The sequence below is a fragment of the Glycomyces sp. NPDC021274 genome (genome assembly GCF_040641195.1).
Classification (GTDB): domain Bacteria; phylum Actinomycetota; class Actinomycetes; order Mycobacteriales; family Micromonosporaceae; genus Glycomyces.
Window position 1 is genome coordinate 708713 of the sequence record NZ_JBFADC010000002.1, and the last position, 12155, is coordinate 720867.

The 12155-nt window shown below is 70.0% G+C and carries 11 protein-coding genes; 5 read left to right on the plus strand and 6 right to left on the minus strand.

Annotation, left to right across the window (positions count from 1 at the left end; all coding sequences use genetic code 11):
* Positions 1 to 41 precede the first annotated feature (41 nt).
* The 4 genes from AB0I03_RS07085 to AB0I03_RS07100 are packed head-to-tail and all read right to left on the minus strand — an operon-like array spanning position 42 to position 3913.
* Entirely contained in the window at positions 42 to 989 is a 948-nt protein-coding gene (locus AB0I03_RS07085) for a carbohydrate kinase (RefSeq protein WP_360407749.1), read from the minus strand.
* Positions 986 to 1774 (minus strand): ATP-binding cassette domain-containing protein, encoded by a 789-nt coding sequence (locus tag AB0I03_RS07090; protein WP_360407752.1) that lies wholly within the window; start codon positions 1772 to 1774, stop codon positions 986 to 988. The genes AB0I03_RS07085 and AB0I03_RS07090 overlap by 4 nt, the downstream gene beginning before the upstream one ends.
* On the minus strand, positions 1771 to 2805 hold the full coding sequence (locus AB0I03_RS07095; RefSeq protein WP_360407755.1) for an ABC transporter permease: 1035 nt from the start codon (positions 2803 to 2805) through the stop codon (positions 1771 to 1773). Before AB0I03_RS07095 ends, AB0I03_RS07090 begins: the two co-directional genes overlap by 4 nt.
* Positions 2806 to 2836: 31 nt before the next feature.
* On the minus strand, positions 2837 to 3913 hold the full coding sequence (locus AB0I03_RS07100) for a substrate-binding domain-containing protein (protein ID WP_360407758.1): 1077 nt from the start codon (positions 3911 to 3913) through the stop codon (positions 2837 to 2839).
* 165 nt (positions 3914 to 4078) lie between these two features.
* Here AB0I03_RS07100 and AB0I03_RS07105 point away from each other — a divergent pair, with 165 nt between their 5' ends.
* A complete protein-coding gene (locus tag AB0I03_RS07105) occupies positions 4079 to 5080 on the plus strand; it encodes a LacI family DNA-binding transcriptional regulator (protein WP_360408146.1) in 1002 nt (333 codons plus the stop codon).
* Between the two features lie 247 nt (positions 5081 to 5327).
* Here AB0I03_RS07105 and AB0I03_RS07110 read toward each other — a convergent pair whose 3' ends face one another.
* Complete coding sequence (locus AB0I03_RS07110) at positions 5328 to 6533, minus strand: glutamate-cysteine ligase family protein (RefSeq protein WP_360407761.1); 1206 nt, start codon at positions 6531 to 6533, stop codon at positions 5328 to 5330.
* 168 nt (positions 6534 to 6701) lie between these two features.
* Here AB0I03_RS07110 and AB0I03_RS07115 point away from each other — a divergent pair, with 168 nt between their 5' ends.
* Positions 6702 to 7478, plus strand: a complete 777-nt coding sequence (locus AB0I03_RS07115) for a cytochrome c biogenesis protein CcdA (protein WP_360407764.1) — start codon at positions 6702 to 6704, stop codon at positions 7476 to 7478.
* Between the two features lie 39 nt (positions 7479 to 7517).
* Here AB0I03_RS07115 and AB0I03_RS07120 read toward each other — a convergent pair whose 3' ends face one another.
* Positions 7518 to 8087, minus strand: a complete 570-nt coding sequence (locus tag AB0I03_RS07120) for a redoxin family protein (RefSeq protein WP_360407767.1) — start codon at positions 8085 to 8087, stop codon at positions 7518 to 7520.
* A 403-nt stretch (positions 8088 to 8490) separates the two neighbouring features.
* Between AB0I03_RS07120 and AB0I03_RS07125 the strand changes: the two genes are divergently transcribed.
* Genes AB0I03_RS07125 through AB0I03_RS07135 form a run of 3 tightly spaced genes read left to right on the plus strand, consistent with a single transcriptional unit; the run spans position 8491 to position 12135 of the window.
* Positions 8491 to 9801 carry an extracellular solute-binding protein gene (locus AB0I03_RS07125; protein WP_360407770.1) on the plus strand — a complete coding sequence of 437 codons (1311 nt, stop codon included), beginning with the start codon at positions 8491 to 8493 and terminating at the stop codon, positions 9799 to 9801.
* 12 nt (positions 9802 to 9813) lie between these two features.
* Positions 9814 to 11235: a sugar ABC transporter permease gene (locus AB0I03_RS07130; RefSeq protein ID WP_360407773.1), complete on the plus strand. Its 1422-nt coding sequence runs from the start codon at positions 9814 to 9816 to the stop codon at positions 11233 to 11235.
* 3 nt (positions 11236 to 11238) lie between these two features.
* Positions 11239 to 12135, plus strand: a complete 897-nt coding sequence (locus tag AB0I03_RS07135) for a sugar ABC transporter permease (RefSeq protein ID WP_360407776.1) — start codon at positions 11239 to 11241, stop codon at positions 12133 to 12135.
* Positions 12136 to 12155 lie beyond the last annotated feature (20 nt).

Genomic DNA, 12155 nt, shown 5'->3' on the forward strand with positions numbered 1-12155 from the left:
TGCTTCGAGTGATCATCGATCACTCGAAGCAGCCCGCACCACTATGCCCCGGGCACTGAGGCCTGGTACGCGGCCGCCAGTTCGCTGCGGTACGGGGGATTCGCCCCGGCGCGCGAGCAGGTCGCGGCGGCGACCGCGGAGGCGAACTCGACCGCCTCGCGGGCTTCTCCCCCGGTCAGGCGAGCCAGTTGCTCCGGGCGGAGCCGGTCGGCCCGGTCCAGCCAGTGCAGCAGGCCGCCGCTGAAGGAGTCGCCCGCGCCGACGGTGTCCACAATGTCCACGGTGTGCGCGGCCACCGTGAACTCGAAGCCGTTCCCGAACACCTGTGAACCGTTGCCGCCGTGGGTCACGACGACGAGGCGGCGTCCCCGGGCGACCCAGCCGCGCGCCACTTCGGCGGCGTCGCAGCCGGGCCGGACCCACGCCAGGTCCTCGTCCGAGATTTTGACGAGGTCGGCGAAGCCCAGCCACCGGTCCAACCGCGACCGGTAGCGGTCCCGGTCGCCCAGGAGTTCCGGTCGCACATTGGGGTCCAGGCTGATCGTGGTCGAACCGCTGAGCCCTTCGAGCCAGTCCGCGACCACCGGCCCGCCGGGTTCGAGCGCCAAGGCGAGCGATCCGGCGTGCACGGCGTCGAAACCCGGTGCGGCGGGCAGTTCGGTGGCGGACCACTGCCAGTCGGCGGTCCGGTGGACGTGGAACGAGTAGTCCGCGCCGCCGCCGGGGGCGACCGACACGACCGCCAGACTCGTCGGCTCCAGCGCGTCCGCCGCCCACCGCAGGTCGACCCCGGACGCCTGCACATGGCCCCGGAGCAGCTCGCCGAACGCGTCGCCGGACAACCGCCCCAGGAACGCCACCGGAGATTCCAAGCGCCCCAAGGTGACTGCCACGTTCATCGGACTGCCGCCCGGGTGCGCCACCGGCCGGGACGGCTCGGACTCGGCGACCACCAGGTCGATCAACGCCTCGCCGACGACGCCGATCAACGCACGCCCTCCTGCGCGGCGCCGGTCATGATCGCCACCGCATCGGTCATCGAGTGGCTCTGCGGGGTGATCACGGCCGCCCGCTTGCCGAGCCGCTGGATGTGGATGCGGTCGGCCACCTCGAAGACCTGCGGCATGTTGTGCGAGATCAGGATGACCGGGACGCCCCGGTCGCGCAGGTTCGCGATCATCGCGAGGACCTGCTGCGATTCGCGCACCCCCAGGGCCGCGGTCGGCTCGTCGAGCACGACCACCTTCGAGCCGAAGGCCGCCGCCCGGGCGACCGCCACGGCCTGCCGCTGCCCGCCCGAGAGGTTCTCGACCGGGACCGTCACGTCCTGCAAGGTGGTGATGCCCAGCTCGGCGAGCTCCTCCTTCGCCCGCTGCCGCATCCGCTTCTTGTCGACCGCCCGCAGCACTGTCCCCAGTGGACCGGGTTTGCGCAGTTCGCGGCCCAGGAAGAGGTTGGCGGCGACGTCGAGCGCCGGTGCGACCGCGAGGGTCTGGTACACCGTCTCGATGCCGTGCGCGCGGGCGTCCTGCGGGCGCTTGAACTGCACCCGCCGCCCTTCGAGCAGGATCTCCCCCTCGTCGGGGACCTCCGCGCCGGTGAGGCATTTGATCAGGGTCGATTTGCCGGCACCGTTGTCGCCGATGACGGCCAGCACCTCCCCGGGGTAGAGCTCCAGGTCCACCCCGTCGAGGCCGACCACCCGACCGAAGGTCTTGACCAGGCCGCTCGCCTGCAGGATCGGCTCGTCAGCGCCGGTGCTGTCGGTGGTCATGTGCGCACCTTTCGGATCCATTGGTCGATCGAGACGGCGGCGATGATGAGCACGCCGACCGCGAAGGTCTGCCAGAGCACGTCGACGCCGACCAGGGAGAGCCCGTTGCGGAAGACGCCGACGATGAGCGCGCCCAGGAGGGTCCCCCAGACGGTGCCCCGCCCGCCGAACAGGCTGGTCCCGCCGATCACCACGGCGGTGATCGAGTCGAGGTTCAGGTCGATGCCGGTGTTCGGCGAGGCGGCATTGGACCGTCCGATCTGGATCCACGCGGCGACGGCGAGGATCGCCCCGGCCGCGAGGTACACGCTCGCGAGCACCCGCTGCACCCTGATGCCCGCCAGGCGCGCGGCCTCGGGGTCGTCCCCGGCGGCGTACACGTGGCGGCCCCACGCCGTTCCCTGCAGGATCAGCGCGAGTGCGACGTAGAGGACCAGCATCATCACCACGCCGACGGTGATGTTGACGCCGCCGACGGCGAAGGTCTCGCCGGTCAGCGTCAGCAGCGCCGGCATGTCCCCGCCACGGACCGTGGCGCCGCCCGAGTACAGCAGCGTCAACGCCAGGAAGACGTTGAGGGATCCCAGGGTGACGATGAACGGCGGCAGTTTCAGCCGGGTGACGAGGAAGCCGTTCAGCGCGCCCGCGCCGAGCCCGACGACGAGGCCGAGCGCGAGCACTAGCGGCGCCGGCACCCCGTTCTGCACGGTGGTCTGCGCGACCACCATGGAGCCGAGCACCATGACCGCGCCGACCGACAGGTCGATCCCGGCGGTGAGGATGATGAGCGTCTGGGCCAGGGCGAGCGTCCCGACGACGGCGACCTGCTGGCTCACCAGTGACAGGTTGGACGGTTCCAGGAACCGTTCGTTGAGGCCGCCGAACACGGCGACGGCGGCGATCAGGACGATGGCCGGGCTCATCGCCGGGTAGCGGTGCAGGAGGTTGCGGACCGTGCCGAGGGGCGTCGACCGGTCGAGGAACTCCTCGGCCAGGTCGCGCTCCTCCGGGACGGCGACATGCTGATTCACGTGTGCTCCGATGTTCTCAGGACTGCAGGGCCTAGCCCCAGCAGACGTCGCTCGCCTCGGTGGAGGTGATCGACTCGATGCCCTCGTGCGGCTGGTCGGTGACGAGTTCGACGCCGGTGTTGAAGAAGTCGAGTCCTTCCGAGGCTTCAGGGGCCTCACCGGTGGTCGCGAGCGCGTGGATCGCCTCGACGCCGAGTTCGGCCATGCGCACCGGGTACTGCTGGCTGGTCGCGGAGATGACGCCTTCGGTCACCGCGGTGACGCCGGCGCATCCGCCGTCGACCGACACCACGATGAGGTCGTCGGTCGCGTCGGCGGCCTCGAAGGCCTCGTACGCGCCGTACGCGGCCGGCTCGTTGATCGTGTAGACGACGTTGATGTCGGGGTTGATCGACAAGAGGTTCTCGGCGGCCGTGCGCCCGCCGTCCTCGGCCCCGTCCGAGGCCTCGTGGCCGACGATCTCGTACTCGCCGCCGGAGTACTGGCCGGTGGCGGCCTCGTCCCCGATCACCGCGTCATCCGCGAGGTCGATGCCCATGCCGTCCAGGAAGCCCTGGTCCCGCTGCACGTCGACGGAGACGACCTTGTCGTCGAAGAGGTCGATCATCGCAATGACGGCCCGCTCGCCGCCGAGCTGCGCCGCGGTCCACTCGCCGATGCGCTGCCCGGCGAGGAAGTTGTCGGTGGCGAAGGTGATGTCGACGGCCTCGGGTTCGGACGGCGGCGTGTCCAGGGCGATGACGTACAGGCCCGCGTCGCGCGCCCGTGTCAGCGCGTCCTCGACGCCCGGTCCGTTCGGGGTGATGAGGATGCCCTTGTCGCCGCGGGAGATGGCGTTCTCGATCGCCTGGATCTGGGTGTCCTCGTCGCCGTCCTGGCGGCCTGCGGCGAAGGTGAGTTCGACGCCGATCTCCTCGGCGGCGGCTTCGGCGCCCTCCTGCATGGACACGAAGAAGGGGTTGGTCGTGGTCTTGACGATCAGCGAGACGCCGACGGTGTCGTCGTCCGATCCGCCCTCGGCGCTGCAGCCGGTCAGTGCGGCCGCCGCGGCGATCGTGAGCGCGGTCGTGGTCACAAGGCGGAGGCCGCCGTGTCGATTGCGATTCATCGATGAATCTCCTCTGAAGGGTCGGGCACCGCTGCCCGATTGACAACGATGTCAAACCTAGTTCTAGAGCATGCGAGCGTGTATCGTCAAGCCCAGTCGATTTTTGGAGGTCAATTCGTGACATCGTTGTCAGCGCAGGAGGCGGGCAACAGGCCCCGCCCCACCATGCGGCAGGTCGCGGAGCTCGCCGGCGTCGGCATCAAGACCGTCTCCCGGGTCATCAACGGCGAACCGAACGTCACCCCCGAGACCACGCAGCGGGTCCTCGATGCCGCTCGCGCCCTTGACTACCAGCCCGACCTGCACGCCGGCAACCTCCGGCGGACCGACCGCCGCACCCGGACGCTCGGGCTGCTCGTCGGCAGCGTAGACAACCCCTTCTCGGGCGCGGTCCACCGCGCGGTCGAGGACGCCGCGGCCGAACGCGGCGTCGCCGTGTTCGCCTCCAGCCTCGACGACGACCCCGAACGCGAACGCCAAGCGGTGGCCGCGTTCCTGCGCCGACGCGTCGACGGACTCATCCTCACCACCGCCACCGCGAACCAGACCTATCTGGAGCCCGAGCTGCAGCGCGGCACCCCGATCGTGTTCGTCGACCGCGAGCCGTCGGGCATCGAGACCGACGCCGTGGTCAGCGACAACGCCGGCGGCGCCGCCAGAGCCGCCGAACACCTGCTCGCACACGGCCACCAGCGCATCGCCTACCTGGGCGACCTCCACAGCATCCAGACCGCACGCGAACGCCGCCGCGGTTTCCTCGACGCCCTCGACCGCGCCCGCGTCCCCCTCGACGACCTGCCCGTGATCGAAGACCTCCACGACCAGGCCGCCGCCCGCGACGCGCTGCTGCGGCTGCTCGACGGCCCGAACCCGCCCACCGCCGTGTTCAGCGCCCAGAACCTCATCACGATCGGGGCGCTCCACGCACTGCGCGAACGCGGGCGCCAACGCGACACCGCCCTCGTCGGCTTCGACGACGTCGAACTCGCCGACCTCCTCGAGCCGGGCGTCACCGTCGTCGCCCAGCACCCCGAAGACCTCGGCCGCATCGCCGCCGAGCGCGTCTTCGAACGGCTCGACGGCAACAACTCACCGTCGCAGCGCATCGTCGTGGGCACCACGCTGATCATGCGCGGCAGCGGCGAGATTCCACTGGCCAGCGCGTGACCATTGCGGGCTGAGACGGCCTCAGGCTGCCCGGCCGGTTCCAGATCGACGGCCTGCGCCGCAGCGAAGGCGCGACGACCGGCCGCGTCCTCCTCGGCACCCACATCGTCGTCCGCGACTCGGTCGCCCCGCCGGAACGCCCGGCGCAGCGGTCGTAGCGAACCGCCGAGCCCGGCAACGCATACCTCGTTCGCGAGTTATATCTGGACTCCCGCGCGGATATCGCACGGCTGCACCATTCCTGCCGCTACAGCGCCGCCGCCTCCGGCTCCGGACTCGCGCGGAGGGCGTCGAGCCGGTCGTCCGCCGGGCACCGGCCCCGGTCGGTGAAGCGGAGCCGGAACTCGGCGAGGCGCGAACGCAGCCGCCAAGGGGCTCCCATGCGCGCCAGCGCCTCCGCCGACGCCGCGAAGCACGCGAGCGCCGCCTCGTGGAGGTCCCGGTCGGCCAGGCCGATGCGCGCGGCCTCCTCCCACACCGAGGCGGGCGGTTGCGGCCGGCCGCCGCACAGCGGCTCGGTGGCCTCGTACGCGGCGGCCGAAGCCCGCGGGTCGTCCATGAGCGTCGCGGCGACGATCGCGGGAACGATCCAGCCGTCGCCGTCCTGCTGGTCGATCATGCGCAGCTCGAGCCAGCCGCGCGGCCGCACGGGCGGGAAGAGCGTGGTCATGTGGTACTCGAGGTCCTCGCGCGTGGGTCTGCGGCCGTTGTGGCCGCTGCGGATCCAGTCGCGCAGGGTCATGCCGGGCGGAACGGCCCAGTCGCGGGGCGGGTCGCAGCGGTGGCACATGACCTCGGCGTCGAGCACCCACTCCGCGAAGTCGCGCCGCAGGTCGCCCTCTTCGGAGACCGGGCGGCCCCATCCGGGCAGTTTGCACCACAGGGCCTGGCGGGTGGAGTTCCAGCCGCTGGGGCGCCCGTCGAGTTCGGGCGAGTTCGCGAACGCGCTGATCAGGACCGGTCCGAGCCGGTGCGCCAGGTCCCAGCGGCGGCGCAGGTCGGCGTCGTCGTCGCCCGCGTCGAGGTTGACCTGGACGGAGGCGGTGCCGCACATGACCATGCGGCCCCACGGGCCCGAGCGGTCGTAGTAGGCCTCCATGGTCCGGTACCGCGCGTCGTCGACGTAGCGGACCGGGTCGGGGTCGCCGTCGAAGCCGCCGCCGCGGACGGTCTGGCCGCGCGTGGCGAGGGCCGCCTCGAGTGCGGCCTGGTCGGTTTCGGCCGAGGCGATGCACGAGGCGAGGTCGTCGGCCGGTGCGGAGCTCATCTCCACCTGGCCGCCGGCCTCGCGGCTGACGGTGCCGCCGCCCGGCAGCTTCCAGCCGGTCTCCAGGTCGCCCCGGGGTTCGACGAGCCATTCGAGCTCGACGCCGACGCGCCGGGTGGGCCCTGTGGTGAAGCCCCGACGCCCTATGAAAGCGGCTGCATCGTGCGTGTTCGACAGCGTGTCCATGCCACCTCTCCTTCCGGTCTCCAGGACGCGGAACGCCCCGCGCGGGCCCAAGCCCGGGAGGCAGCGGGAGGATGCCCAGAACGGCGCCGGTTAAGCGGACCGGCTGCGGGGTCGGCGGGGACCGGGTCGGTTCCGGGGGCGATGGTGCGCCTGCGTCAGACTGGGCCCATGCAGGAACTCCCCTTCGCCCTGGCGCTGGTCGCCGGAGCCGTGGCCGCGGTCAACCCGTGCGGGTTCGCGCTCCTCCCCGTGTACGCCGGCTTCCTCATCTCCGGTGACGCCGACGAGACCGTCGCCCGGCGCCGGGCGCTGGGGCGCGCCCTGCTGTTCACCGTCGCCATGACCCTGGGCTTCGTGACCGTCTTCGGCACCTTCGGCCTCCTCATCTCCCTTGCCGCCGTGAGCATCACCGCCTACCTGCCGTGGGTGACGATCCTGGTCGGCGTGGCGGCGGCGGCCGCCGGCGTCTGGCTGCTGCTCGGGCGGGAGCTGCCCACGTTCATGCCGAAGCTGGGCGGCCGGGAGGTCAAGCGCTCGCTGGGGTCGATGACGCTCTTCGGGGTGTGCTTCGCGATCGCGTCGCTGTCGTGCACGGTGGCGCCGTTCCTGGCCGTCATGGCGCAGAGCTTTCGCTCGGCCTCGGTGCTCGGGGGCACGGCGATGTTCCTGACCTACGCCATCGGGATGTCGCTGGTCATCGGCGCGGTCTCGGTGGCGATCGCGCTGGCGAGGCAGGGGTTCGTGGCGTCGCTCAGGCGGCATTTCCCCAAGGTGCTGCGGGTCGTGGGCGTTCTGCTGCTGGTCGCGGGCCTTTACGTCGCCTATTACGGCTGGTGGGACCTTCGCGTGCTGAACGGTGGCGATGCGCAGGACCCGATCGTGGAGGGGGCGAGGGCGGTGCAGCGGTTCCTTGAGGGGCTCGTCAGGTCGATCCTGGGGCAGTGAAGGGCGGCCCGGCCCGTTGGCCGGACCGCCGCGGGGGTGCTAGTCGAGTTCGGCGACCTTCTCTTCGAGCTCGTCGTCGGCGAACGGGCCGGAGTCGACGATCTCGCCGTTCGAGTCGAGCAGCACGTAGGTGCTCTGCGAGGTGACGCCGAAGCGTGTCCACAGTTCACCGTCGGTGCTCTGGAGGTGCGTCGCGTCCTCGGTGCCGGTGTCCGACACGAACTCCTGCATCTGCTCGATGCTGCTCGTGCCCAACAGGCCCGGTCCGGCGACGCCCACGATGTCGACCCGGTCGCCCTCGGATTCGAGCAGCGAGGCGACCGCGGGCCCTTGGCTCTGGCAGATCGGGCAGTCCTCGTACCAGAACCAGAGGACGGCCGGGCCTCCTGCGAGCGAAGCGCCCTCGAAGGACGCGCCGTCGAGCGTGGTCGCGCTGAAGTCGAGGAGCTCGGGCACCGCCGCCTCGTCCTCGGGCGCCGAGCCCGTCATGTCGTCACCGGACTGCTCGGCGGTGGCCGCAGTGGTGGATTCGCCTGCGGGGTCTTCTTCGGAGCCGCAGGCGCCGAGGGCGAAGACCGCGGCGAGTCCCGCCGCTGACAATCCGGTCATGGTGCGTCGCATACGTTTTCGTCTCTCTGCGTGGTGATGGTTCGAGCCTGGGGCCTGGACTCGCCCGGGCCCGCGCAGGCGGTCGGCCGACGCCGGGAGGCGCAAGCCTGCCGGCACTCGAGTACAGCATGCGCCGTGCGGCCGCGGACCTTACAAATTGCGAAATCTCGGCCCGGCTCGGCACGCCGGGAACGCCCGTCAACGGCGAGGGGCGGTTGCGTCCCCCTGCGGATCAAGGTTTCGGGCTCGATTTCGCAACTTTTTATCGTAACAATTGTCATGCAAATGCCACATACCGCACATATCAGGGTTGTTTCCAGTGAGACATGTCGCTATGTTGCTGTAAACGTTCACAGTCGCTGCGGACCAGCGGCGGCATCCCTCACTGAGACAAGGAACCTACATGCGACGCAGAGGAGCAATCGCGCTCGCCGCGGCGGCGGCACTCGGGCTGACCGCCTGCGGCGGCCCCACCGAGGAGGAGCAGTCCTCCGAACTGGAGTGGGACGCCGAGGCCGGCCAGTACGTCATCGAAGAGGACATCGCCTCGGGCAAAGTGCCGCTGAAGGTCTGGTTCGAGGAGGACTACCTCGCCGAAGCCGTCATCGCCGCGTTCAAAGAGGAGTTCAAAGACGAGTACCCGGACATGAAGATCGAGTACGAACTCGTCGGCAAGCACGACGCGGTCGACAAGATGGCGCTCGCCGGCGAGGCCGGGACCGGCGCCGACGTCTTCATGACCTTCTACAACGAGATCCCCAATGCGGTCGACGACGGCACCGCCGCCCCGCTCGGCGAGTACACCGGCGTCCTGAGCGAGCGCATGAGCGAGGCCTTCACCAGCGTCGTCTCCGTCGACGACCAGATGCACGCGGTCCCCGTGACCACCGAATCCCTCGGGCTCATGTACAACGCCACGCTGCTCGAAGAGCTCACCGGCTCCCCCGAGCCCGCCACCACCTGGGAGGAGATCGAGGCGCTCGCCGCCGAGTACAACGACCCGGGCGCCAACCGCTGGACGATCCGCATGTCCACCATGGAGATCTACCGGGCCTACCCGATCCTCTCCGCCATGGGCTGGCAGGTCTACCCCGACGGCAACCCGGACCAGCCCGGCTTCGACGACCCGGCGCTGACCGCCGCGCTCGACTACTACGCCGGCCTGCGCGACATCTACAACGTGCCCAGCGCCGACAGCACCTGGGAGGTCATCGAAGAGGGCTTCGCCAAGGGCGAGACCCCGTACGTCATCACCGGCCCCTGGAGCTTCTCGCTCTTCGACACCGGCGCCGCCGAGAACGGCTTCGAATACGGCGTGACCACCCTCCCCGGCGTCGCCGGCAGCGGGATCCCCGGCGCCTTCGCCGGCATGCACGTCGCCGCCGTCTCCGGATACTCCGAGTACCCGGCCGCGGCCCGCGTCTTCGCGAACTTCATGGCCTCCGACGCCGGCGCCGCCGCCGTCTACGCCTCGAGCGGCCAGATCCCCGCGCTCAACCAGGAGCTGCTCTCGGGCATCGAGGGCATCGCCGACGACCCGCACGTGGCGGGCATCGTCGCGCAGTCGGCCAACGCCGAACTCATCCCGCAGGTGCCCGAGTACTTCTGGGAGGTCGGCGACGCGATGGTCGTCGACGTGTGGGACGACCTCTCCGACTCCGCCGCAGCCCAGGAGAAGGCCGTGACGACCTACAACGAACTGCACGGGCTCTAGGGACCGACCGCTGTGACCACCACTGAGACACCCGCATCCCCGGCCCGGGCCCGCACTCCGCGCGGCCCGGGCCGGGCGGGAGCCGGACTCCCCTCCGCGGTCCCGGGCCTCGCCTCGGCGCTGGTGTGGGGAGCAGGTCAGCTCCTCAACCGCCAGGCGGGCAAGGCCGCGTTCTTCTTCACCTTCTTCGCCGGCGCGATCGTCTGGGAGGTCGCCACCGGCAACTACTACGCCGGCATGGAGTTCACCCCGCGCGCGAACGGCGGGTTCTTCATCCGGGGCCTGTGGGGGCTGTTCACGCTCGGCACGCAGCCGCGCGAGATGACCATGACCGGCCTCACCGAAGGCGACAACTCGATCGTCCTCATGGCCAACGGGCTCATCGCACTGCTCACGCTGGCGCTGCTCGCGATCATCTGGATCTGGGGCATCCGCGATGCGGTCCGCTACCGGACCGAGCGCAACGGCGGCGGCCGGGCCGAGACGTCCGGCGACTACTTCAAGCGCCTGTGGGAGAGCGCCTTCGCCTTCATCGCGCTCTCGCCCGGCCTGGTCCTCCTGGTCTTCATGTCGGTGCTGCCGGTGCTCTTCGGCATCCTCGTGGCGTTCACCGACTACAGCCGCGACAACCTGCCGCCCAAGAACCTCGTCAGCTGGGTGGGCTTCGAGAACTTCGCGACGATCTTCGCCGTCCCCTCATGGGCCTCGACGTTCGTCGGCATCCTCGGATGGACCGTGGTGTGGGCGGTGATCGCCACGATCACGACGTACGCGGCGGGGATGCTCATCGCGGTGCTGCTGGCGAGCCGGAAGGTCAGGTTCCCGCGCATGTGGCGCTCGGTGTTCCTGCTGCCGTGGGCCGTGCCCGCGATCGTCTCCGCCCTGGTGTTCCGCTCGATGTTCAACGGCCAGTTCGGGCCCATCAGCCAGTGGCTGGTCGACATCGGCCTCACCGACGAGCGCGTCTACTGGTTCACCGACCCGACCAGCCCGAACCTCGCGCGCGGGGTCGCACTCCTGGTCAACCTGTGGCTCGGGTTCCCGTTCTTCATGGCCCTCGTCGGCGGCGTCCTCGCGAACATCCCCGAGAGCTACTACGACGCCGCCCGCATCGACGGCGCCGGGCCGCTGCAGCAGTTCCGCTACATCACGCTGCCGATCGTCCAGCGAACGGTCACACCGCTCATCATCCTGTCGTTCGTGCACAACTTCAACAACTTCGGGGTGATCTACTTCCTCACCGAAGGCGGACCAGACAATGTGGACTACCGCTTCGCGGGGAGCACCGACCTGCTCGTCACCTGGCTGTTCAAGCTCACGCTCGACAACCGCCTCTACAACATCGGCGCGGTGATGAGCCTGGTCATCTTCATGATCGTCGGCGCCATCTCCGTGGTGAACCTCAACCGCACCAAAGCGATCCGGGAGCTCTGACCCATGGCCGCCACTCCAGCGAAAACCGGGGCCCGCCCCTCCCGCGGCGGTTCGAGCGTCGAGAGCCGCCAGCGCGTGCGCGACGGCGCCACCAGCGCCCTGATGCACCTCGTCCTCTTGATCGTCGCGGTCATCGTGATCTACCCGCTCATCTGGGTCGTCGGCTCCTCCTTCGGGCCCGGCGGGGGGCTGGCCAACGCCACCCCCATCCCCGAGAACGCGACCGTCGACAACTACGTGCACCTGTTCACCGAGACGAACTACGGGCGCTGGTACCTCAACTCGCTGTACGTCGCCGTGCTCAACATGGTCGGGTCCGTCGCCCTCTCCGCCCTGTGCGGGTGGGTGTTCGCCCGCATCAGGTTCCGGGGCCGCAAGGTCAGCATGCTCGGGATCCTCATCCTCCAGATGTTCCCCAGCTTCCTGACCGCGATCGCGGTCTACATGCTGTTCCTCAACTTCGGCCTGCTCGACTCCCTCACGGGTCTCGCGCTGGTGAGCATCGCCGCGTCCCTGCCCTACAACACGTGGCTCATGAAGGGCTACACCGACAACCTGCCCGCGAGCCTCGACGAGGCCGCCGCGCTCGACGGCGCCGGACGGCTCACGATCTTCCGCAAGATCATCCTGCCGCTCATGCGCCCCATGCTCACCTTCGTGGCGATCACCAGCTTCACGGCCCCGTGGATGGACTTCATCCTCCCGCGGCTCCTGCTGCAGAGCAACGACAAGCAGACCGTGGCGCTGGGCCTGTTCCAGATGATCACCGACCAGTACAGCAACGACTTCACCACCTTCGCCGCCGGCGCGGTGGCCCTCGCCCTGCCCATCACGATCCTCTACATCGTCCTGCAGCGCCACCTGGTCACCGGGGCCATGGCCGGCGCGGAGAAGGGATGAGCGCCCCAGGGCCGCACGCG

Excerpts from the sequence above, each read along its gene's own strand:
- AB0I03_RS07110 (WP_360407761.1), bottom strand. The coding sequence starts at position 6,533 with ATGGACACGCTGTCGAACACGCACGATGCAGCCGCTTTCATAGGGCGT.
- AB0I03_RS07125 (WP_360407770.1), top strand. The coding sequence starts at position 8,491 with ATGCGACGCAGAGGAGCAATCGCGCTCGCCGCGGCGGCGGCACTCGGG.
- AB0I03_RS07100 (WP_360407758.1), bottom strand. The coding sequence starts at position 3,913 with ATGAATCGCAATCGACACGGCGGCCTCCGCCTTGTGACCACGACCGCG.
- AB0I03_RS07135 (WP_360407776.1), top strand. The coding sequence starts at position 11,239 with ATGGCCGCCACTCCAGCGAAAACCGGGGCCCGCCCCTCCCGCGGCGGT.
- AB0I03_RS07090 (WP_360407752.1), bottom strand. The coding sequence starts at position 1,774 with ATGACCACCGACAGCACCGGCGCTGACGAGCCGATCCTGCAGGCGAGC.
- AB0I03_RS07120 (WP_360407767.1), bottom strand. The coding sequence starts at position 8,087 with ATGACCGGATTGTCAGCGGCGGGACTCGCCGCGGTCTTCGCCCTCGGC.
- AB0I03_RS07115 (WP_360407764.1), top strand. The coding sequence starts at position 6,702 with ATGCAGGAACTCCCCTTCGCCCTGGCGCTGGTCGCCGGAGCCGTGGCC.
- AB0I03_RS07105 (WP_360408146.1), top strand. The coding sequence starts at position 4,079 with ATGCGGCAGGTCGCGGAGCTCGCCGGCGTCGGCATCAAGACCGTCTCC.